We start from the raw sequence: 23,746 nt of genomic DNA on the forward strand, positions 1-23,746 counted from the left end.
GTTTGCCATGACAGCGCAGCTTCCGAGAGCGCCGCTGCTTGACCCGGGCACGTGCTTGCTAACCGCCGCCCTGATAGAATCAGCCCAGCGAGTGTTTTTCTTCCGGACAACGAGCGCCATTCACTGGGTCGACCTATGCACCGTCTTTGAGGCGCTCCTCCTCTACGACAAGATCGCCTTTCCGATGGTACAGCACCACTATGCGGAGCCCCTGGTTAAGCCGCTGGTTGATGAAGGCATTGTGGACTTGTGGTGGCCTGAAGCCCGGGTTTTCGACGGCCCAAAGATGGGTGGCTCCAAGGAAGATGTATGGAAGGGTAGCTCTTACGACCAAAATGCGTTTGCACTTTGCGCGAGTGGGTGGCCAGACGAGCGCTACGACAATCTATCGAAGGTTAGGCAAGCAGCCCTCGATGGCGTTGCTGATGGCTTTGCCGAACCGGCCCTGCTGAACGATAGTGACGAAGCCGGTGTCCTTCTTTGGGGGCGGCATGCGCGGGAAACGGGCGAGACCCGCTTCGAGCGAACGGCGGTGAGCTGTTTGCGCAAAGGAATTGAGAAAATCGAGTCAATGTCTTCAGACCAGCGGTCTCTCTACCGGGTCCCACATGAGGATGACCAGGACGTCTACAATCATTATGCCAAGAATTTTCGCGATCTGGCGAACGATGCGCGGACGCTTTTGTTCAAGAGCGTGATTGAGGAGCCTTATTTCGATACAGTCAGTGTCGAGATGGCTGCCAAGAACACTTTGCATTTACTGCTCAACCAAAGCTTTGAGGGTGAGGTTCAGAGGCGAATAGCAGGCTATGTCCGGACCATTCCGATGCCGCCGTTTGCTGGCATAACACTGCAGAAATCAAGCACTCTGAATGAAGCCGTCTTGATTGCCCTTGATCTGCGAAAGGCCTTCCGCCCCTACCGAGACCTCTTGCGGACTCATCGAGCAGCGCAGGCGGAACTTATCAAATCGCAAACCCTCCACGCCGCGGATGAACTTGAGAAGATTGAGAAGTCTTTCGGACAGGCGCTTCGGGCATCTATGAAGCTCGTGAATACGGACCTTGAGCCAGATCCAAGCATCATTTTTGATGGCCTGCAGGGCATCCGGAAGGTCGCAGTGGATATTTTCAAAGGAGACCCATTTTCCATTCTAGACCGGATGGCTGAAGGTTTGATCGAGCTCTTCCGAAACTGGTATTTTGTGAACTATGGCGGGGTCTATGGGGTCGTGAGGCATTTTTCCCGGATACAACAGCTTGGCGCAGCCGCCTGGCGGCTATCCGGTAAAGAGTTCGAGGCAGAATCAATCGAACTCCTGGGGAAAGCAGCGAACGTGATGAAGAGAAACTACGCTCCTTCAACCATAGGTTCAGGTACAAGCTTGTCCTAAGACTAGTGATGGCTTTGCAACCAGAAATGGCGCCCGCCGGCTCGTAGCCGGCACGATCCGCCGACAGCCTGCCGTGGTCGAATGGCCGAGGCGGGTTAGATCCCCAAACTGAACCGCGTCAGGCGGTTCAAAACATATGCGCTCATGACCGGGGAGCTTGCGCCTCCAGATCATTCTCAATTCAAAGAAACGCCTTTGGGATTACTAAGAGCAATTTGTCTTGTCTTTTGGCTCTATTTTAGTTCCGTCCGCGCGAACAATAGTCAAGCAATACTTGTCGGCAAAATCCTGATCTTCTTTGTCAAAATATTTATCTATGAGATTGCTGACGGCTTTCTTGGCTAGTATTGTTCCATATGCACACGCGCCCGCCGCTCCTACCGCCGCTTGTGGATTTTTAAGTAAGGAGGCCAGAATTCCGCACCCTGTTGTCCCCGCAATATCTGAAGGACTTTCATCTGCGGATGCCGAGGTTGCAGCCAAGAGCACGCTTGATAATGCAGCAAATAGCACCGATCGCATCTTCATTGACCGCTCCTATTGTAACGTCTAGAAGCAACTGCTAACACACTTTCGATCTCAATGCTCGCAAAAAGAGACGTTCTGAGTTTCTTCGAAGAAGCACTGAGGCGCGGAGAAGTGGGGCCCGCTCAATTGGGGGATGCTCAACAGGAATCCGTCGCATTCGCGCCAACTAGTGTTCCGCTTCGTGCACGCATTCTCTTAAGATGGTCATTTCCGCAACCGGCCGCCCCTGGTCAAGAGTAGCGCCGGCGATCTCATCATCCAGCAACGGCTGACGAGCCGGAAATGTGCGGTCGTCCTTGCTCCGACTTCGTCCGCTTGCGGTTACTATGGCTTTGGACCCAGGCTGCCGGAATTCAAGGCGTCGGTGATGTCAGTGCCGTAGTCCGACCGCCAATCGCTCCGCAAAAATGGACCTAGTTTTAGCGACAGAGAGGCGGCCAATTCAGTATTTGAGGATTGTAGTTCTTGGAGTGGCGTTTCTATTGGGCTCGGGGCTAGCAATGCCCAAACGGCTACGGCGACAGTTGTTTCAGGGAGCGCAAGTATGGCCGCCAGCTGGGGAAAATATCTCGCAATGGCCAGATCCAATGCTATGTTTTCTGGGCTGGTAAATTTCTCTATTTTCGCTTGTATTTCACCTTCGAACCGATCAAGATCACTAGGAGGAACCGGTGCGCCCTGCATACTTCTATACGCATCCTCGTAGACTTGGGACCAGACACCCCATGCTTCCAACGCTTCCTCGGCCGTCGCGGCATTGTCGATTGCATTTTTAATCTTGGTTGCACAGCCAAGAGCATTGATGCCTTCACAACTCGGCGGAGGTACAACATTTGCACTAGCGACCGATCGGAAGCAGCTATAACTCCCAGCAATTGCGAAAAGTGCTATGCGTCTATTCATGTCACAGCTCCTTATTTCAGATAAACAACAAGATACAATCCTACGATGTGATTAACTGAACGGCACAATTATGAATACTTTAGCGAGAAATGGCCCAGTGTCACCGTTCATTTTGAGTAGCCTTAACCATCAATGGAATATCTGCAACAAAATTTGGACCGGTTTCTCCAACTTTCTCTCCAATCTTGCTGGCACGTGCGATTTCTCTACCCTCTCGCACAACGACCGAATAATTGTCCTCGTCGGTGAAATTGTTGACCGTGAACAGGCACGTCCAACTGTAGCCGTCTCGAAGGGGTCTAAACAACCCAATGGAAGAGCTGTCGCTATCGCTGATCGACCACGTCGAGCACACCGCCGGCTGCCTATCCTTGTCCGTGACGATTTCCTCTTGATCGATACCGTTGATCTTCCAGCGGTGGATCAGTTCGACAACCATGTGCGGGCGAACTGGTTGACGATCCCGCGCTTCAGTTTGCCAGATGGCAGATGGACCATCGACAATGACAGTGACATCGGTGAACCCGTCGGCGCGACGGTGACAGGTTGCTGTAGCTCGCCGTCCGGGCAGCGGCTTTACCCACTCTAAGACCGGCGTCGAAACACGAAGTCGCACCGGCTCCGTACCCTCTAGCGGGACATCATCCTCCCTGGCATTCGCTTGATATCGTACAAGACCCAGTCTGACGCGTGGGAAAGACAGTGGATCGGTTCTAAGGGCGACATTGAAGTACCAGAGTTCTTCGACGGGATCGAAGCGGGGTTCAAAAGCCTGCAATGCAACGGCAAGGTATGTGGAAGGCGGTTGGTCTGTCGATTGAGCAATCCCGGAAGGCGAGCCAGACCCAGCGCCACCCTCGCTTGGCTGGGTTGGAGTAGAAGCAGCGGCAGGAGGTGCGCTGTCCTTGGATGGATCGTGTGGGGCCCAGTTCTGGTCTGATACCGGCACCGGCATGTAGGCACGAGGGACGCGGACGCCGTCTGGAGAAAGTCTCGCTGGGTCTACCAGCGGACCAGTTGGGTAATCCTTGGTGGCAACTGTTTCGCCCGTTAATGGGTCAGCTCCCCACCTCGTAACATACCTTCCTCCCGGACCAAGATCTTCGTCATAGAACTCTGGCCCCTCTGCCGAGCCGCGAGAAGAAGTAAATAATAGCGGGTTGCCTTCATCATCCTTCTCAACTCCTTGAGAAAAAAGGCCTGGCGGCCAGAAGACGAGTGCCAACTTCTCGCCCTCACCTGAACTAAAAAATGGACGAGAATGATAGACAGTCAGGATCGTAGCTTGTTCAATCCCAACGGTGAATGAAGTGGGTCCAGTCGTCGGCTCCAGTGCTTTGACTGACAAGGCTACGCTGACGTGGTCGATGACCGGGGGTGCTGGCCGCGTGGTGGACGGCAACCAAACCTGAAATGAATCTCCCTTCCTCGGCCATTTCTCGACCGGCTTGTCCGACTGTTGGCTGGATTCGAGAAGCAGGCCGTCGTGTCGGTTGATAGGGATGGCCCTCATCCATAGTCGACGCGCCCCAGTCCCACTGAAAACCGAAGGAAGGGCTGCGCGTAAGGCTTTTCCATAAGGATGAGCATCTCCCCAGGCGGCTGCCATTAGGTCTTCAAGCAAATACTTACGCATCCCTGCACGACCGTCCGTCGGCAGTGGTAGTCCATCCAATTTGAGGGCGACTACCCTCTTGATAGGAAATTCAATGCTTTGGTCTTTGCCGATCTTGAACCCATAAAACCGGGGATCCTCGAGATCAAAATTCTCAGGCCATTGGTTGTTGAGCCGCTGGCTAGGCGTGCGTCCCGTACCTGGGTCGAGTGCGTCTCCGAAAGGTGCCGAACAGGCCACTTCGATATTGAGACCCGCCGTGCTCGCCGGGTCGAAATTAATTTCCCCGCCAATCAAGACATTCGTTGCGCCTTCCTGATTGCTGCCAAGACCCCAATCCGTGATTGGGGTCCTGGTTAGAAAGTCCGCCGGGGTCTCCGAGGCGACCGACGGTGCTGCGTGGGATGGATCGGCGGGTGTCGAGCCGTCTCCCGGGCTGCCGCCACTGAATATCCGGCGGGTCACCGAAAGCCGGTCACCAAATCGCGGCTTTGGAATGAGTTTATTGTCGACCGCATGGTTCAGACGCATCGTCTGCGGCGTCGAGAGTGCCGCTATGGGACGTAGGAGCAACTCACGATAGACAAGGCCAGCCAGCATACGGATGGTCTGTCTTGGCGGCGCTGCGAGACCGCCAGCACCGGAGCACGCATTCATGCTTGCCTTGGCAATCTCATCGGCGCCAAGTTTAACGTCCAGCAGTCTCTGAAGGGCTGCGACGCAAGCAGAATGCGGATCGCCCGTGAACCCAACATCGCCCGATCCATCGTTCAAAGCGAGCACGCCCGCTGCTTCAATAGCGTCAAACCACTCGGCCAGTTGATTGATTGTGGGACATAGCCAGGCCTGCAGAAGAAGACTCTCTCCGGGACACAGGTGAACCTCCACGGCCTGTACTTGGACGGCACCATGTTGGGCCTTTGACACGAGCTTCTCGTTGCCGATCAGCCAGCGGGGTCCAAGCGCCACGATCCTAGGCTTTTTCTGACCCCTCAAGGCCGGAGCCGTCTCGGCTTTTAGTTCGATATGAACGGGAAGAATATCCGGCCACTTGGGGTTGTCTGGCTGTCCGGTATCTGGCCAGGTACTTGCTCCTACCGTAATGGGCAAAGGCGGCTCGACGAACGGGAGTTCGGCCAAACCAGTCTCGGCCTGAAGTTTGAGGCCAAGCATGAGAATACTCGCTGCCGGATCCGGATAATACAAAGGCCGTTTGGAGTCTTCGAACCCCGCCCGACCGACCCGAACGCGGCTTGGCAGATTGTCGTCACGCTTGCCGAGTAGGGAGAGGCCCCTCAGTCCTTGACTTGGAACGGTCACATTGGGGCCGAGATCGCGTAGAACGTCGTGCAGAGTTGCGAACTGTAAAGGAACGGGGGGCGGCACGATCAGGCGCCGGCTGCGTACTACATCTGCCTTCCCGTCGGAAGTGGTCCGGACATACATGTCGGCCCCTCGCTGCGGTGGCTTCAGTTTGTCAAGTTCGCGGACGTCGCTTTCCAGGATGAGCACCATAGGCGCGTTCAGGCGCTCATGGCGCAAAAAGCGCCGGCCGCCCTCGTCCGTGACAGGAGGGAGCGCCAACTTACGATTTTTGTCGACAATATTACCAACTTGGTGGGTAGGAACGCTTCCGCCTCCGTCAAAAACGGGAGCGACGACAGCAAAGTACGGCCATCCAAAGCGCAGCGCTGGGCTCAAAAACTCTGACGGGTTGCCATTGCGGCTGCTGGGAGCGCTGAAGTGTCGGGTGACGTCTAATTCTTGGACGACCGTAATTTTCTTCTTGGTGATAACCCGGCCGTCTATGCCCACTTCCGGTGGTGAAACACCGGCTGGTTCGCTTCCCCACAAAGCAATGGTGTTGTCAACAATGATCTTGATCGCTTGCTTAGTGGCGGGGTCGCTATCATCGCCATCATCGCTTTGCTGTGTCTGCACTGGCATAGTACTGTCAAGGCACATCTGTACTGCGGATACGGTGGTGACCGCATCGAGCTCGATCCGACGCTGCGCGCCGGAAAAATGAAATCGCCGTGCCAATTCCTTTTCGACCCAATCCTTCGGGTAACCTGCGGAGGGGTCCTCGAAACGAACAATCCGGTAATTTGGACTCCGCCACAGCACGCCCTGTTTCGTCTTCAGGCCAATCATCAACCGGTCGCCCACTTTCAAGGCATCAGCGTCCTGAACGGCGACGATTTGGCGCTCATTGCTGGATGCGAGCGCTTGCGCGGCGCAACTGTCTGGCATCTCGACGATTCGGAAGCCCCCGTTGTGCAGGACAGGAACACCATCGCTAGCCGGGGCGATTGCAGCTCCCTCGTCAGCACCGCGTGCGGCGTGATTGATGTTGCTCTCAGTTGCAAGTGGAGGATCAATAGTAATTATGTCATATCGGGGATGGGGCGCATCCCAGTCGCTAAGGTTGCGCAGTCCCATTTTGATCGATGCTGATTTTTGTCCGCCAACCTCGTCCCACGAAGCTGGCAAGAACTGGGGTTGCGAATCACTGGGATCTGGCTGGTATCGTGCCAAAGTCCAGCTGAAGCGCTCGTCGGTAACGGGGGCGAGAATAACAAATGGGGATTCAGCTGACCTGGCCGGTCGCAATTTCGCCAGTGCCGCTCGGATCTTCTGATTTTCGATATGAAGATCAAAAGCAAAGCCGAATAGCCGCTGCAGCGTCGGCAGGCTAAGCAGAGCGCCGAGCCGACGCTGAACAATAGCCAACTCCTGCTCTGGCGTGGCGCAGAACAGCGATTCGCTTCCATCAGGCGTCGTTAAATGATGCGCCGCATAAACCTGTTCAACGAGGTCTGCGGCCACCTGACCTCCGGTGAGGACTGCATTCGCGATGGTGCGCGACGCCGGCCAGTAATTTTGGCTTGCGTCGCCTGCCAGCAATGCGGCCGTCCTCTCGCGATAGGGCGCCAACCAGTATTCGTTGTCTTCAGGGGAAGCCATCCGGGTCGAGGCAAAGCCGATGCTAGGATCGAGGCTCGCAACTCTGGTCTGCGGCGGCTGACGGTACCACGGTCTATTCACGCTGGCTTCTTTAGCGCGCTCTCGGCTTGCTAGCGGGGATGCTGGTCGCGCCAGAGCATCCAGCACCATTTTCCCGCGGGACAACGAAAAGGCGAGGGCGGCCGCGTGATGCGGTGTAGGCAGCACCGCGCTCGGCTTGGCACCCGGGGCCGGTTTGATTGCCTCGACCAGCAAATGCCAGAATGAACGGTCGCCGGCTGTAGACTCGGGGTTCATTGTCGATTGCCAGAACCGGTCGATCTTCATGGAAGTGGCTTTATCTAGACCCCAGTGGACATGGGCGTCGATCTCTTCTGCACCTATGACGCCGGCGAAGCTTTCGATCTCGGCCGCAGTCGTGTCCTTCGATAGCCCATCCGGGATCGGTAGTATCCGTACCTTCGTTTTCATCCGGTCGGGGCCGGATGGGGCAAAATGCTTCTCGACTATTCTGGAGGGCCAGACCGCTGGGTCGACATCAGCGTTCTGAATTGTTGCGTCCGTAGGCGCCACCGGGCGCGCCACAAGCGTGGCGCGTGCATAACGAGTGTCCGACACTTCGACAAATCCGTCCGCGACCACACAGCTGGCAACCGCTACCGTTGCTCCAGAGGCAACGCCAGAAGGGATGTCTACGTCAGTGTCGGGCTCAGTCGAGATCGGAAGGTCGCTCATATCTCAAACTCAGGTTGAAACTGCGGGTCAAATTGTGCGGCGAAGATCGACCATGTCTCGCCGGGACTGTAACTCTCCGTCCAAATCTCGGCGCTCTGTTCAAAGGGATAGCAATCAGGAAGGAAACCATTGAGAGCTGCCAGCCGCGTACCACTAGGCAAGGTATTGAACGCGGCCTGCTGCCCGCCGCCGCCGAAGCCCGCCTGCATCGTTCGTGCCACCCGAATCGTGTAGTGCACTTTTGCGAAGGACACGGAGAAAGTGAACGTCAGCTGTGCCTCGCCCTGGACAGAGCTGTCACCGTCAGTTTTCCTAAGACGCAACGTGAATGCAGCGCTAATACCAAAACAGGCAATGTGCGCACAAAAGCCCGCGGAAAATAAGGCGGCAAACGTGCAGCCGTTGCCCTTCTCGGTGCGAACATAGGCACCGGTGGTCACGTAAGCTGTGCCCTGCAATGGACCATAGCCCAGTGAAGCGATCCCACCGAATTCGAAGCTTGCTTCGAACAGTTCGATGCCCTGAGCGCTGGCCTCGAAACCCATGAACCCGGATCCACCATAGATTCCAACGGAAATCATGAACGGGGAATCGAGAGAGCCCAGAGCCATACGCAGGCGAGCAGCTCCTGATGTGAATGGGAGAATGACCGCGCCCGCAAAATGGATGTTCGTGAATGTCACGCCAAGCGTGATGACGGGAATAGCGATACGGTAACCTGCCTCGATGGCGGGGCTGTCTATGTGGATGATCGAATAAGGTCCGTCGCCGTCCCCTCCAAATCCGAGCGAGCTACTCAGTTCAGCCAGGAAAGACAACTTGTCGCCGAACTGAATATCCTCTGCGCCGAGTCGAGCTGTCACATCGCCGCGGCCGTCTTTCGGGCCCTTAATGTACCTAAGACCGTCACGGAAACTGAACGTCATGATCGAAAGAATTTCGAGCTCGAAGGGCGACACGATGCCCTTCAAGTCGGTTTCGGGAGCCCCTCCATTGAGAAGATCAACGGTAGCAGTGGTATCGAGGGTGAGGGTGCCCTCGCCACCTATCGGACGAAAGGTGCCGATCCCGACGGATGTTGTTGAAAGCGGCAGCGACAGCTTGCTCTTCAGCGTTCGGCGGGTAGGGATCGCCCGCGCGAGGGCATCGAGGATCGTTTGTCGAAGTTGTTCGACATCAAACACTCTCAGAATGGCGGCACGCACGCCAAGCCTTGCGAAATGATCGACGTGGTACAGAAGTTTCTGTGGCGCAGACTTTCCATCCGCCCAGCGTTTGAGAATTGAAACCAGTGTATCCTTTGTACCCGCGTTCAACTCGTCCCGCTCGTCAGTGAGAGCATCTTTCTGCGGGCTGCAGACATTGGACTGACCACGCACCAGAAAGATGTAGTCGCGCCAGTCGTCGAGGCATCCGTCGTTTCCAACGAGTTCCTGCGTCGGTTGCCCAAAGAGATCTTTAGTGAGCTTCATTCCGTCATCGCCGAGTGCGTCTTGCACGGCTTGATAGGCTTTTCCTCGGGTCTCTATCAGGGTGTCATAGAAGACCCCAATTCCGTTGAGCACTCCTTTGGTGTAATTATTCAGCTGTGGCTCAATCTCTTTCAGCTGCCTTCCGGACGCCGACCGGATAGCACCATCTAGAAGCTGTTTTTCAAGTTTCGCGAGTGCACGAGTGTCGATGGCGCTGACGGATGCAATGAAGTCGACGGCCCGCTTCTGGGCACTGGCTGCATCGCCCGTCGAGGGATTCGGCCAGGTGGCGAGCCTATCTTGGAAGTCTTTGCCGATTTTCTTCAGTTCTGCGTCGAGATCCGTGTATACCCTGACGAGATCTGGATCCTTCGCGATAAGGGAACGTGCACTGGCCCAATCTTGCTGACCCGCATGCAGGGCGAAAAGCACCACAAAGTTAATCGCATCACTGATTGTCGATTTGACGACGCTTTCGATCTGGTCGCGAACCTGTTGCGACAAGGCGGTAATGGTCCCATTGGCCTCCGGCCAGAGTGCTGGAAGAGGTGCATTGGGAAATTTGTTTGCGACACTGATCCAAGCGGCCAGCAAGTTCATCCGAGCCGCACGTAGTCTGGCAACTGCCCTCGCGGTTTCGATACCGAATTGAACGCAGCTTCCAGAACTGGTGGCGTCGTCGACGGTCTTCCGAACAGCCGAAGCGGCCGCCAAAAAAACCTTCAGGTCGTCGATAACCTGGGTACTGAGTGCGTTTAGCCAGCCGTCCAGAAACGCTTTAAGTTTTGTAAGGTAGTCAATCGATGGCTGGGCGACAGGCCCGAAGTTGCTGATCGCGGCAGCAACGTCGTTGCGGAGTTTGTCGATGTCGGTGCGGGCTTGCGTCAGCGTCTTGGCGGCGTTGTCTGCTATCCCGCTGTCGAATTTGGGGACGGCTGCTTGAAGGAGGTCATTGATAGCAGCAACGCTTTCGTTGCAAATTGTCAGATCAAGGCTGGCAAGGGTATGGAACTTCTCATAGAGGGCTTGCGCCTTGTCAACAGCATCACTCGCCCATTTCATCGCGTCTATTAAGGAAGAAAACTGGAAATCCTTCACCTGCTGTCGGAGTATCGCAAGCAGGTCATTTACCATCGGGTAGAGTGGGCCCTCAACCAATACGTCTTCGAGCTTCCCGGCGTTCGGCGGCGGCCCGAGTTCTTTGATTTTCTCGACGATCGCGGCGAACGGTTGCTTGTTTGGGTCGCACCATACACTCGGCAATGCAACGGCACTCTTGATTGCTGACGCGAGTTCCCCGGACTGATCAGGATCGGTGAATGTCACCATTCCGTCCGGAATCTTCGCTGCCGTTTCAGCGACGAGTGTCGCAAGCTGAAGTTGAACGTCATTCCAGGGCGCGAACCGGTTCTGGAAAATATCGACGATCTTCCCCTGGCTGTCGACAAAGTAGGCGCGCAATCGCTCGGCGATATTGCCAATCGGGGTTCGTGCTATTGCATCAAGTTCTTTGGCGACCTGCTGTCCAAGAGCCCAGATTTGAGTCGCGATTTCGATCTCCTCCTCTGTGGTCAGAGGTGGCAAGCCCTGAACCGGAGACGCCCTGTCCAGCACACAGTCGAGTTCGGCAAGAGTCGCCGAAAAATTTGGGAAGATGACATCACCGGCCTTGGCCTTGAGCTGAGCAACCAGATCCTTCACCGGTTGGCGAAGCGCGTTGGTAACCTCAATGAACGCCTGGTCAGAGAAGTTCGTTATCTCTTCCAGGGCCGGAATATTGCTTGACGAGATCTCGTCGCCTGCGATTGCAATGATGAAATCGCGCAGCTTTAGAAGGCCCAGGAATGTGGCATTTTCGGCTAGTTGCCCGACCGCCAGATCCTTGTTCAGAACGGTGTCTGGATCCCTCGATGACCGTTCGCAACCAGGACGAACTGGGATAGCAGGCTGCACCGAGGCAATTTTTGACAATAGTCCTGACAGCGCCCCGGTCTTCTGATAGTCCAGCATGAGACTGCCGGCCTTCTGAGGAGGCGTCGCCGGCGTGCATGCCGTGCAGGTAGGAATGGGTGGGCCTGCGAGACCGAAGCGCCGATTAAGTCCGCAAATCTCCACCGCCTTTCGCGCGACAGTACCACCCTGGTCCCCATGTGGCCCCATATCGAGCATGACACGAGGATTGTTGTTTACCACTAGATAAGTGTCAGGGTCAGCGATGTGGCATTCTATAGGAGGGGTGAAGCCGTAACTCACATAGTCACAGGCGTATGAGACTTGCAGAGCTGGAGCCGTCGATCCGGTAAGGCCCTGGATCTGCTGTGGACGCACCTGCGCCGAAAGCATTTGCGGATAGAAAGGCGGTTGCTCTGCAGCGAGCAAGGCAGCGTCGAGGTTGAACGAGGTCGCCCCACCGACGGCCTCAATGTCCTGCCAATCGGTCGCAAAGGTGCATTGCCCCTTGCGCTGTTCTTCCGCATAGGCGCGCATTGCGCCGAAATGGTTGACCCGCTTCCAGTCTTTCGGTTTGTCGCTATCGTTACTCTTGCCGCCCTTATAGTAGTCGCATAGGGCCCTCATCGTGGCTGGGTCACTTGCTGCCCGATGATCCGCAAACATCAGCGGCATCGAGATTGGAGTTGCTTCTCCATCTACTTGCATGCGGAAACGGACCGTTCCCTTGGTTCCTTTCTCGGTGCGAGGCCAAAAGACAATTCCAACGAGGCGACCAGGCAATGCTTCTCCTGGCTTTGCGCTGGAGTCTATCCACCCGCGAACTGCGCCATGCGGACCTGCGACCAGAGGTTGTTGAAGTACGTCGCTGATCGCCGCCGCGCGTTCCTGTAAAGTGCCGGTGAAATTCTGTTCAGGGGGCTGTTTGTCGTCGGCGGGATCGACCAGGTCGGGCGTACGGAGCGTCAGGAGCTTGACCTCGCGCGCCTGGTAATCGCGCGCATCATGTAGCTGTCCGACGGCTGGATATTGTTGCGATGCGCGAGTCACTTCAATGTAGATTCGTGTTGCTTGCTCTACCGAGTAGCCGGCTGAGGGTCGCAAAGGATCTATCGGCCGCAGTCGCGGCTCAGTAACTTTCACCAACGAGGCCTTGTGTCCGAGAGGAAACAGGTACCCTGCGCGCACAACAACAGTGATGGAATCGCTGCCGTCACTGATCAAAGTGCGCCAGCGCTGCAAGCTGAAGCTGTCGTAAAGTGGGAGACCATTCTTCCTCCGGACTGCTGTGACCAGGGGGAAGGTCGTGTCCAGATCAAGCATCGCGCCGGTCGATCCGAGGGCAAGGCGCCGAGTCTGGAGGGGCACGGGCATGAACACCGCTGGCTCACTCGCGGCATCTGTAACATAGCGATCAGGCGCCTTTATTTGACTACTCTTACTCTGGTCGTTGGCCGCAATAACAGGTAGGCCATATATTGATGAAAGCGCGACCAGCTCCGCTCTATCCGCCGGACTCATCGCTGTTCGGTAGGGTTTGTTGTCGTCCGGCGCGGTCCATATGTCGGACGGCCCGCTCCCTTTATTCGTTTCGTCGAATCTTCTTATGACTTGGTCAAATTCGTCCGACCAAATAGCTCTAAGCGACGGAGCCCTTTGAGCTTCGATCAGGCGAGCCTGCCATACCGGCTTGGCTAGGCCCGCAGACAGAGCAGCGACAGTGTCTGGCAGGTTCCTTCTCGGCGTGATCCAGCGGGCATCCTGTGCCGGAGACAGTGTGAGCCCCGTTGGAACCTCCAGAGCCGTATCATGTTCTTGCGGAGGGATCAGCGTTTTGACAATTTCGTTCATGCGCTGCTGGCCGGAAGCAGGCTGTCCCCAGGATATTCCTTGTTCCTTCAATATGATTTCCGGATTGCTTTCGGGGACCGGCGCATATTTCTTGTCCTTAGTCTCCTTATATTGGCGCTTGGCACGTTGAACGACCCTAAGCTCGTACGAAGCCCAATTCGTTAGACTGTCGACATTCAGCTGAATGGGGTCATCGCCGACGGCAAAGGCAACCCGTGACGGATCGGATATCCACGCCTGAACAGGCCGGCGGAAGGCCTCTTTCGCTTTCTCGGCTTCCTCATCGTTGTGGGCCGTGTCCAAGGTGGCGACCAACTCGGCTTCGACGAGGTTCCGAACTGCTATCTTCATCTGTGGGATGTTGACCACAGGAGCGGTCCGACCTGCGAAGATAAAGTCCTTATCTTGTTGGGTGAATGGCCATTGAGGGAGCAATACAAACTGCGATTCAAGCGGTGGATTACTTGCATTTCCTGGGGGAAACGCTCTCTTCTTGACTTCGGCAAAATCGTCCGACCGTCGGCCGGCCTCGTTGATCAGCTTCTTAAAGTCGTCGAGATGCTCGTCTTCAGGGGGCGATTGGCGTTCGCCGCGATCCAAACTCTCCAACCAGGCCCTTGCTTCGCCTCGGCCAAGTGGAAAAGCGGGAAGTGCGAGTGAGTTGACAGCCATTGGAAAATCCGTGCTGTCGAAGGACCCATCGTCCAATTTCCTCTTCAAGATGCCTAAAGCTTCTGTCCGGCGTGCCTCAGACAGCTGACGCGCGGCGCGGCGCGCCGCGATTGAGAAGAGACCGGCGGGGCCAATCCATGGCCCAAATTGTTTGCTTAGTTGGGCATCATCCCATGCCTTTGCAAACTCAGCGAATACATAGGGTCCGCCCGGATTATCCCTCTGCTCGCGGCAGTACTTTTCGTTGCGGATATTGTACCGAATGACACTGGCGTCAGTCGTGTCTGCCTCATCGAGGAGCATCTTCTCTTTTTCAGATGCGCAGGAATAGTCAGGCGCAGCAATACTCGAGGGTTTGGATCCGTTCTTCCGCGCGGACTCTTCTAGGCGCTGCAGCAGCCGAAGCCTTGCTGGCGCAATGTCAACCTCGACATCGGGGAGCAGTGTAGTCTGCCTAAGGAACGTCCGCTCCATGATATGCTGGGGCGGGAATTCAGCAATCAGAAGTGCTTCGCCGGGGGCGTTGGGAGCTGTGTCGGCGATCGGCATTGGAACAAGTGCCGTCGTCTTCCCAATCGATAGCCCCATGTTCCGGAAACGAAACGTGAGGCAGAAAAGGTCTTGCCCGCGCCAAACACGCAAGGCCGCATGATCAAGGTTAAGATTGAACGGCGTTGCTGGTTCCGATAGGGCAAACGTGGGTTTCAGCGGGACTTTGGCTAGGTTTCCTTTCACTGACTTAGGTACCGGTGCTCCAATGAGCGCCAACTGTAAGGGACTCGCCAGGTCAAATCGGGTCCGATCAGCGTCTGCCACGGCCAAAGTTGTAGCTAGGACGGTTAAGCCACAGTCGATGGCCGAGAGGATACCGCCCGAACCAATTGAAAGTCCAAGCGGATGCGAGATCTCGTTGTCGGCAGAGTCGGTTTTTTGAGCTTCGACTTCAAAGACCGTGAACGGTGTAGTGAGCCGCCATGGCTTGTCGACAGTGTTGAACAGCCAAGAGCGGTGCGCGTTTTGCGAACCTATCAGAGCCCGGTTACAGGGAACATCAGCAATCTGATCTTTCCCGTTTCTGAGCGTCAGATTGAACTGCCCAGCCAGCGAAAGACGCTTTTTAACGTCAAACCCGGCTTTCAGTGGGGCAGCCGGACTCAGCCAGGCGCTGACGCGCGCCTTCTTGCCGATGACGAACGCCTTCGACCGCAGTTCATCTGCGAATTCTGCCGTTGTTCCCCCACGAGTTGAAAGCACAAGCTGACGTCCGGCAAGATGCCCGTTGAGGACTGAGAAGCAGCCTCGGCCGGCGTCAAGCCAGGCAGAGGTCTCGTTCAGTCGCAATGTGCAACGGCCCGGAGCCTTCAAATTGTTGCCGGCAACCAAATCAAGCAATCGCTTTAGCGACTGGCCACGGATGTCTGTGACTAGTTCAACCGGGATTTGCGGACGCAGGGCCACAGGCTTGCTTGAAACGCGTACCCCGATCGATGAGAAATTCCAAGCCGAGTAAACCGACCATTTATCTCCAGTTTGATCTATGGTCAGTTCGATCACAGTGCCAAGCTTTCCGGCGATCGTAGCATGGCGGGATGATACCGACGACTGAAGGAGGCCGCCGGGAGCTGCGCATTTCGCATTGACCGACAAGAGCGTGCTGCCGCCCATCTTCAGGAGGATAAGGTCATTATCCTGAATAAGTTGGGGTTCGATATTGTTGCCATACGCGCATGCCGGAGCGAGCACTGACGCGCCGGCACCTGCCAGGAATTCCCGTCTGGAGATCTTGTTCATGCGAGCCTCGGGACTGTAGGCAAGCAGGTTGGATGCAACTCACCGGTGAAGCGAGAGCGGATAACGGGTGAAATTGTCGATGACGCCGACCTGCATTGGGATGTTGGTCTTGGTGGTGACTTGGGCAGTCTCCTCCAGAAGGAAAAGATATGGACCTTCAATTCGGAGAGTGTTGTCGAGATTCAGATATAGATTAGTCCGCGTAGCAGTGTCTGGTTCGACTGCTGCTGCGAGTGCTTGTTCAGCTATCGTTGGATTTTGCCACTGACAGTACCAAGCCGGAGTGGGAGCGTGATCATCATTCACGCAGAACGCATAGGCGTTTGAATAAGGATCTAGATAGTCGGAACTCCAGCTAAAGAGTGCCAATTGATGGTTTCGCTCAGCCAATCCCCTGAAAAATGCGCGACCAGATACAGAGGGTTGGAGATTAATCGCGATGCCGACGGCGGCGAGTTGTTCTGCTAGGGAACGGACTACGCTCGACAGGGCCGCTCCTTCAGCATAGGCGAGCGAAAGCGTAGCGGTACCGTTCAGAAGCGTCTTGGCGCGCGCTGGGTCGAGGGCCAGATCATCTGATTGACCCGTGGGGAGGGACAGTAGCGGTGAGGGGCAGAAATGCTGCTGGGGCGACCAGCGCGAGGCGTTTTGCTTACTCACCAACTTTGTTCGATCAATCGAAATCTTGATCGCCTCCCTTACTGGATCGCTAAGAGAGGCATCACCTATGTTCATGCCGAGCACTAGGAGATTTGCCCTTGGCACCAGGATGTCACGGAGATTCTGGTTAGATTGCGCCTGCTTCCTCGAGGCTACTTTCCTTGAATTTGCGACCGAAGGGTCCGGTTTTTCTGCATTCCACCCGACATCCAACTTCCCCTTTTGAAGCAGGCGAATCTGCTCTCGACCGTCCGGTATGTCGCGAACAACGATGCGATGCGCCTTTGCATAGCTCGCGTGATAGCAGTTCGTTTGCAGCACGATCTCGTCGGAGCGGACTGCATTGTTTAGCCGGAACGGACCGGATCCCGCGCTTGAAGACTTGAGCCAGCCCGCGCCTCGATCGAAGCGCGCGTCGAGCCAATCGAATTCTTTCATAGGCGGGCTGGATGTGTCGACCAATAGGCGAGTTTTGACCTCCTTGATGTCCAGAATGCTTCCTGCTGCAGAGGCCAGGAATGGAAAGAGAAGCTGGGTGGCGGCGCCCGCTGGCAGCGAAACGGTCAGTTTATTCGGTGCAACGAATTTTACGCTTTTCTCAATGTTTTCTGAAGTCAAACCGAGTGGAGCAAGAGCCGATGCCGGAGCCTTTCCAATTATGAAGAGGCGCTTGAAACTATAGATGATGTCGTTAGGGCTTACTGGATTTCCCGTTGAAAACACGTGGCCAGGGGACAGGTAAAATTCCCAATTCAGGTTGTCCTTCGATGGGTTCCCCCATTTACTCGCAATACCAGGAGCATAGGCGGTGCCATCCCAAGTGATGAGTGTCTCGTAAAGATTTCCGATGATTTCGGCGGCAGTGGACGACGAGTTTTCATGAGGATCGAAAGTCAAAATGTCGTCGGTTCGCTTGCCGATGATGATGTCAGCTCCCGGGACAGGGGGGCGGCACGCGATTGGATGTCTGTCGTTGCCTTGATGAGGTTCCGCGCCGCCAATCAATAAAGGCGAAAGCAAACCAGTAGTCGCGATGGACAATAGCACCCTTCGACGATTAAAGGATGGCACCGTTACCTGCTTTGACATGCACTGTACCCCGACAATCACGCGACACCACTTAGGCACAACGAGATAATGCTTAGGTCGAGGCAATCGATCCAAGTTGCAGATCTTATGTTATCTTGAAAAGTCAGAGCTTCTCATGCAGACCCTACAATGGTCGCACTATACTGAACTTAACCGTGTCGTCAATCACCGTGTTCTAATTTAGCGTGGGGCAAACGCACGCGCTAAAGAGGCTGCACAGCCACTGCAAAAACGCACAAGCTGCTCGGCGCTGAGAGAGATAGTAAATGCGGGCATGGCTGTAACATAGCCAAGAATGCAGGAGCCATCGAACGTTGTAATCCAGCATGCCCGTGGGGGTATGGAGCGGGATTGTTGTGGAGTGAGCTGGCTGCTCAAATAAGAAATTGATATCATTAATAAAAATTGAACATACTGAAGGATTGGTTTCGCTGTTCGGGACATGTAGGTGGCTGCCCTCTGATAGGTCATTCATCTAGGCTCTCGATAGGTCGCTTCGACGCACGACAGGCAACACGATGCTGTTCGTCCCAAGCGTCCAGTTCGCCAATGGGGTAGAGAACAGCTTTGCCGATTTTGACAAAGCTTGGCCCCAATGCGCATCGAGCGCCAGTTTCTCAGTGTGCCAAGAGAAATTCCCCCGCGATATCGATCTGCGACTTCGTCAGGGGTCAGATACTTACCTTTATCCATGGGAGCCTCCTTAGTACGAATGCCCGAGCCGTGCATGCCGCGTGATTTCTGTCCTGGCGGCGAGGTGAACGGCTGCTCACGCTCGTTCATAACATCGGATGGATCGCACTCGAATCTGATGGAAGTGCCTATGCTTCGTCGTCGCGAAAATGGACACCAGCGGCGACAAATCGGCGGGAGAGGGAGGTTGGCTCTCAGCGAGATTGGCACGACGCCGGGAGAACGAGTCCTAAGACCGCTACATCGCAAGACCCACCATCGAAGAAGCACTCTTCTGCTATCGGCGACGGTCAGCAAGAGCGTAAACGTCGCCGAAGATCGCTCGAAATGAGGTGGCATCGACCACGATCTCGATAGGCCAAATGCCCCTCGCGGCGCGCCCGAGGTTTGACGCGGCTCAGCCTTTACGAAGCCCGAGGCTTTCGTTTGGCAGGCGCCTTTCGGGTCGGGGTAGGTTGCGGTTTGCGTCCGAGCCCCGCCGCTTTCGCAAGCGTAGATCTTTGGGCCGCATAGTTCGGCGCAACCATCGGGTAGTCTGGCTTCAATCCCCACTTTTCGCGGTATTCGTTTGGCGTGAGCGCGTAGTGAACGGCAAGGTGACGTTTCAGCGATTTGAATTTCTTCCCGTCTTCCAGGCAGATGATGTAGTCCGGCGTTACCGACCTTTTCGGATTGACGGCGGGTTCGTGTTGAGACGGCTCGGGCACATTCGGCTGACTAAGGCCTGTAAGCGACGAATGGATCGACGCGATGAGGTCTGGCAGCCCGGCGACGGGCAGGGGATTTTGGCTGACATAGGCAGAGACAATGTCTGCCGTCAGCCCGACCAAATCAGCCGTCACAGCTTCGTTTTGATCACTCAAATACTCGCTCCTGGTTATGGGATTAAATCTTCATCGCCCACTTTTCGTATATCGCAATTTTGAGCGATGCCGAGATAAATCTACCAGCCGCTCCTTTCGCCGTCCGGCCTTAGCTCAGCTCAATGCTCGTTAGGAGCGCGAGGTCGCAGAGGGTCCCAGTTCGCCGTCACAATGAGTGCAGGCGATTACCGTCTTCGGACTACGCTTTTCGGTTCAGTGTGTTTGCAATCCGGAAATTGATTGCACCCACGAAACTTCGATCCGTCTTTGTTGCGCCGCTCTACCAATTGGCCGACGAGACAGGTTGGACATTGGCTCAATTCGGCGCCGTCAACCGTCTCGAAACGGACTTCATCGCCGGCGATCTCGCAAAGCTCTTGGATATAGCGGGATGGCTGACGGCGATTGGTGAGCATGTAGACCCCGCGGCTCGCGCGCGTCAGCGCCACGTAGAACAGGCGTCGTTCTTCGGCGTAAGCGAAGGTCTCGGGGCGGGGGATGACCAGGTTTAGCAACTCATCGTCTTCGATGCGGCTTGGTACGCCGTAATTGCCCTCGCTGACGTCGAGCAGGACCGTGTAGTCGGCCTCAAGGCCCTTGGCCCGATGAAACGACAGCCCGGCCACCTCGATATTTGCAAAGGACGGTGGCCGTCCTTCAAAAGGATCGAGAACGTTGTAGCGCCACAAAACCAGAACCTTAAGCTTGTCGCGCTTTTCGTCGCGCCACCGGTTGGCAATGCCCCCCAGAGCGGCATCCAGCCGTTCGAGCAGGCGCTGACAAGCCTCCGTGAAGGCCGGCTTATCGCGTTTGTCGTCGACGGGAATGACACGGATCGATCGCGAGACGGCCGGGCGCGTCGAGCGGACGGACTTCTTAATCTGTTCGGGATTGCGCTGGATGAACTTGGCGGCCGTTTCGGCAATGAGCTGGTTACAGCGATACGTCTGTTCCAGGCGCCCTTGCCAACTGGTCCCGAAGTTCGCTTCGAACCGTGTAAAGATCGTGATGTCCGATCCGGCAAAGCGATAGATCGACTGCCAGTCGTCTCCGACCGCGAACACCTTGCTGAACGCTTTCTGCTGTTTGAGTGCCTTGATCAGGTTGGCGCGTGGCTCGGAAATGTCCTGAAACTCATCCACTAAAATGAGGGAATAAGGACTTCGATATCGGCCGGTCTCGACCAGCCGGACCGCATCCGCGATCATTGAATCGAAGTCGATGCGTTTCGTTTCCTCGAGCTTTCGGGAATACCCTTGAGTGATCATCCAGACCACGCGCGCGAACAGCTTCGCACGCCCCTTGTCATGCAAGGTCTTGGCTCGTTCGAGCAGCATGTCGAGGGTGAGGTGGCTGGCACGTATGTGCTTCAAGCAGGTGGATATCAGCTGGTGATAGTGCTTGATAACGACCGGATCGAGCGCCTTGGTGATTTCGGCGTAGCTCTTTCGCTCGAAAGGTATTGAGCGACGCGTCAGTTCGGACTCGAGCGTGCTTAGCAGCGTCTCGTCGCTGGCTTGAGCGGAAGTGGTCTCGAAGAAATCGATCTCATTGCGGCGATATGCCTGCCGCTTGTTCTCGGCGTGCTCGGCGTAGTCCGCAAAGGGCGAGGTTCCGTCCGCATCGAGCGCGAAATGCTCATGCACAGTTTCGGTCTGCGGATAGTAGAAATCTGGATGCAGATGGCGGACCGTGCCACCGTCTTCCTCTACTGCAATTTGCCGTTCGTATTCGAAAGTGACGGAATGCAGCCAAAGCCAGTTGGCGATCTTCTTCTCCTGCAACGACTTTACGATCACGGCGGACAAGGAACCGATCGTGGCGCTACCCTTTCTGAGGGTGTCCGATACGTAGCGCCGGTAGTCGGCCTCCCCGTCAAATACCTCTATCGGGATGTCGGCCTTGGGATGCACGACGAGAAGCTCGGCCCACATCCGGGCAAATTCCGGATCGCTCTCGACAAGGTTCTGGATTATTGCCTCGATGATCCTGGTTTCGCCGGCGGGATGATCCACCCAGTTGGCGAGCTGCGGTGGCCGACCCTCGACCTCCTCAATGATACCGCGCCCGAGCGCATGAAATGTCGTGACGCGACACTCCAAGGAGTCCTCCGCGACCTGCAACTGGGCCGCGATCCTCGTCCTGAGTTCATCGGCTGCGTTTCTGTTGAAGGCTAGAAGCAGGATCTCGTCGGGCCGATAGAGCTGTTTCTCCAGGACGTAGGCGACCTTGCCGACCATCGTCGCGGATTTGCCGGATCCTGCCGAGGCCACCAGCAGGTTGTTGTCCTCCAGGCGGATACAAGCCTCGCGCTGCTGATGGGAAAACGAGCGCCGGTCGAGATCGTCGAAGAACGGTTGGAACCTCGTCAATTCCGAGCTGACGAAGGCCTCGTTGTAGGCATGGCGAACGGCCGGGTCCGTTATCATGGCGAACGAGGCCGGGAGGGAGGCCTTGAGTCCTGCCGGCATCATGTCCGGGTTTAGAAGCGGGTGAGAGAGGGCGGCCGCTGCGGCGCCGGGGACGCCGGCAACAGCCCTGCCCAGATCGGCCTGTGCAAGATACTGTCTGTTGCCTTCGGTAAGCTCACGAAGCCTTTCGTCGACATCGAGCAGGCGATCCTTCTCGGTGGCGATCAGCCCAAAGAGGTGAGTGTTGATGAAGGCATGAAGGTCGGAGGTCAGCTGTGAAGCCGCGTCACCGGAGAGTGCCGAAAGGGTTTCTGTTCTGTCGCGAGCTCGTATCTCGACGGTGTGCCAAAGCAGTGCCTTATTTGTCGAAACCGACACGATGTCGAGGCAGCTAAGCTCTGCCTCGCTATCTTGAGTCAACCGGAAATGCCCCGAGATCTTCGGGTCGAGCGTCAGCTTCCATTTTCCCGCTGGAAACATCCGCGCAAAGAAACCTGGGCGGTAGGTCCGCGAGCGGCCAGATAGAAATTTGGTCAAGGCCACGTTCGATACGCTCGGTAGGCAAGAGGCTCCGACGAGCCGACTATCATGAACTGATTGAGACGTTCCAAATGCCCGGAACTCATGCTGAGTAGGGTCTGGGTATTTTTCTCAGCAGTCGCTGTAGCGTGATCCGTTGGTAACGGGGCGCTGTTGCCATGCGCGTCGGCTTCAGCGCCTGTACTTGGTCGATAGCGACGCGCTTGCGGCTGATCTAAATCAGAAAGATCGGTTAGACGGTCTCCTAGGCTGATGATGCTGGCTTGGAATCGTCGTCTTTGGGCTTTGGGGGCTCCGGATCTTTGTTCTCAGGCTTCGCTTCATCCGGACCCCAGCCATTCGGGAGCACTACATTGAAGATGTTCCGCAACGACTTCTCCACACCGGTGAACGGACCGACATATCCCAAGGTGCGAGCTTTTGCCTCTCTCTCGTTCCGTTCGAATAGCCTCAATCGGGGATCAAATTCCACAGCATCGATCATGAGATTTGGATCGAATTCGATATTGAAAAACTCCGGCCCCGCGCTTCGATCACGCGAAATCACCAAGACTCGCAGTTCGCTCTCATGGCGGTAGTAGCTATCCTTCAGAAACAGCGTATCTGCCCTGTGATCGGGCAGCGCCATGCGAGCTGCGCCGATCGCACCTAGTCCATTGGTGACGAACTGGGAAATCTCGTCGCTTGAGCAGTACCGGACTTTTCCAACGTAGAAATTGGCCCGCGGGTGTTTCGAAGACTGGTCCTTCAACGCCTTGATTATTTTTCGAGGAGAGGATGCGACCCTAACCCCTTCCGCGTAAGGTGTCCTATTCCGTCCTACCACTGGATCCACCGATACCTGCGAGTAGGCACGAATCAGCGTGTCCGAATTGCTCTCAAACGACCAGCATTGAGCATAAGCCGGCGTCAGAAATTCAGTAAAATGCCGATGCTGCCCGGTTCTTTCGTCAGTCATCGCGACATTTGAACTGACATCTTCGAAGGGATCATCCCAGCGCGAAGGACGAACGAATGTCAGCGAGCGCATTTGCAGCGCTTGTTCGAAGAACCAAAGCGGAAATACTCGGAAGATTGGAGCGTCCCAATCAAATTCTGGCTCTTTTTGCACTGCAACGGTCAATTGCGCCTCTCCAGTCCCGATCCAACCTCTGGGTCGCAAAGCTCGCACTAAGGTTTGGCGCCCGCAATAGCTTGAGTTTGGAGAAACCCCAGACAATCTTGGGAATTTAGCTAAGGGATGCGCCCCATTCGCCCCAAAGCTGAGGGACCGGTTGCCCCGCCGCTACCGCCCGGGTAAACTCTGGGTCTGAGATTTGACTGTCGGCCGTTCATCCTGGCTTGCGCCAGAAGTCTCGCAAAGGTCTTTCCAGTCCTTTGTGCCAATGTCCTTCAAGATTTATGATCTGGCGAGGGCGTTTTCGGTTGTACGAAAAAAACAGATATCGATTTTTTAGGTATTTTTAAAAAGCAAGAGCGCAGGGAGGCTTGCAGTTGCCAATCCAAGTAGCGCCGTGATGAGCTCAACCGCATGAGTTGCTAGATCAATCATAAATTTATTCTAAGCGATCGGCCGGGATGAAGCAAGGCCGCACCGTCTGCCTCGCGCGCCG

9 protein-coding genes and 1 pseudogene are annotated in these 23,746 nt (G+C 55.8%); 1 reads left to right on the forward strand and 9 read right to left on the reverse strand.

The window, feature by feature from the left end; genetic code table 11:
• Window positions 1-7 precede the first annotated feature (7 nt).
• Window positions 8-1,393: a hypothetical protein gene (locus tag EJ071_RS21785; RefSeq protein ID WP_126099722.1), complete on the forward strand. Its 1,386-nt coding sequence runs from the start codon at window positions 8-10 to the stop codon at window positions 1,391-1,393.
• A gap of 204 nt (window positions 1,394-1,597) precedes the next feature.
• On the opposite strand, the gene EJ071_RS21790 is transcribed toward EJ071_RS21785, so the two are convergent.
• The 9 genes and pseudogenes from EJ071_RS21790 to EJ071_RS21830 all read right to left on the reverse strand — a co-directional run bounded on the left by EJ071_RS21790 (window position 1,598) and on the right by EJ071_RS21830 (window position 23,256).
• A complete protein-coding gene (locus tag EJ071_RS21790; protein ID WP_126099723.1) occupies window positions 1,598-1,921 on the reverse strand; it encodes a hypothetical protein in 324 nt (107 codons plus the stop codon).
• Window positions 1,922-2,245: 324 nt separating this feature from the next.
• Window positions 2,246-2,824: a hypothetical protein gene (locus tag EJ071_RS21795; protein WP_126099724.1), complete on the reverse strand. Its 579-nt coding sequence runs from the start codon at window positions 2,822-2,824 to the stop codon at window positions 2,246-2,248.
• A 100-nt stretch (window positions 2,825-2,924) separates the two neighbouring features.
• On the reverse strand, window positions 2,925-7,877 hold the full coding sequence (locus EJ071_RS21800; RefSeq protein WP_126099725.1) for a hypothetical protein: 4,953 nt from the start codon (window positions 7,875-7,877) through the stop codon (window positions 2,925-2,927).
• Between the two features lie 260 nt (window positions 7,878-8,137).
• Window positions 8,138-15,877 (reverse strand): hypothetical protein, encoded by a 7,740-nt coding sequence (locus tag EJ071_RS21805; RefSeq protein WP_126099726.1) that lies wholly within the window; start codon window positions 15,875-15,877, stop codon window positions 8,138-8,140.
• Between the two features lie 39 nt (window positions 15,878-15,916).
• Entirely contained in the window at window positions 15,917-17,626 is a 1,710-nt protein-coding gene (locus EJ071_RS21810) for an ABC transporter substrate-binding protein (RefSeq protein ID WP_126099727.1), read from the reverse strand.
• A 467-nt stretch (window positions 17,627-18,093) separates the two neighbouring features.
• Window positions 18,094-18,319 (reverse strand): annotated as a pseudogene (locus EJ071_RS39545) (helix-turn-helix domain-containing protein).
• Between the two features lie 404 nt (window positions 18,320-18,723).
• Entirely contained in the window at window positions 18,724-19,182 is a 459-nt protein-coding gene (locus tag EJ071_RS21820; RefSeq protein ID WP_126099728.1) for a MucR family transcriptional regulator, read from the reverse strand.
• Between the two features lie 185 nt (window positions 19,183-19,367).
• Window positions 19,368-22,130, reverse strand: coding sequence for a UvrD-helicase domain-containing protein (locus tag EJ071_RS21825; RefSeq protein WP_245459936.1), 2,763 nt, complete (start codon window positions 22,128-22,130; stop codon window positions 19,368-19,370).
• A 247-nt stretch (window positions 22,131-22,377) separates the two neighbouring features.
• Window positions 22,378-23,256 carry a hypothetical protein gene (locus EJ071_RS21830; RefSeq protein WP_126099729.1) on the reverse strand — a complete coding sequence of 293 codons (879 nt, stop codon included), beginning with the start codon at window positions 23,254-23,256 and terminating at the stop codon, window positions 22,378-22,380.
• Window positions 23,257-23,746: the final 490 nt, after the last annotated feature.

This window comes from Mesorhizobium sp. M1B.F.Ca.ET.045.04.1.1, from assembly GCF_003952465.1.
GTDB lineage: Bacteria > Pseudomonadota > Alphaproteobacteria > Rhizobiales > Rhizobiaceae > Mesorhizobium > Mesorhizobium shonense.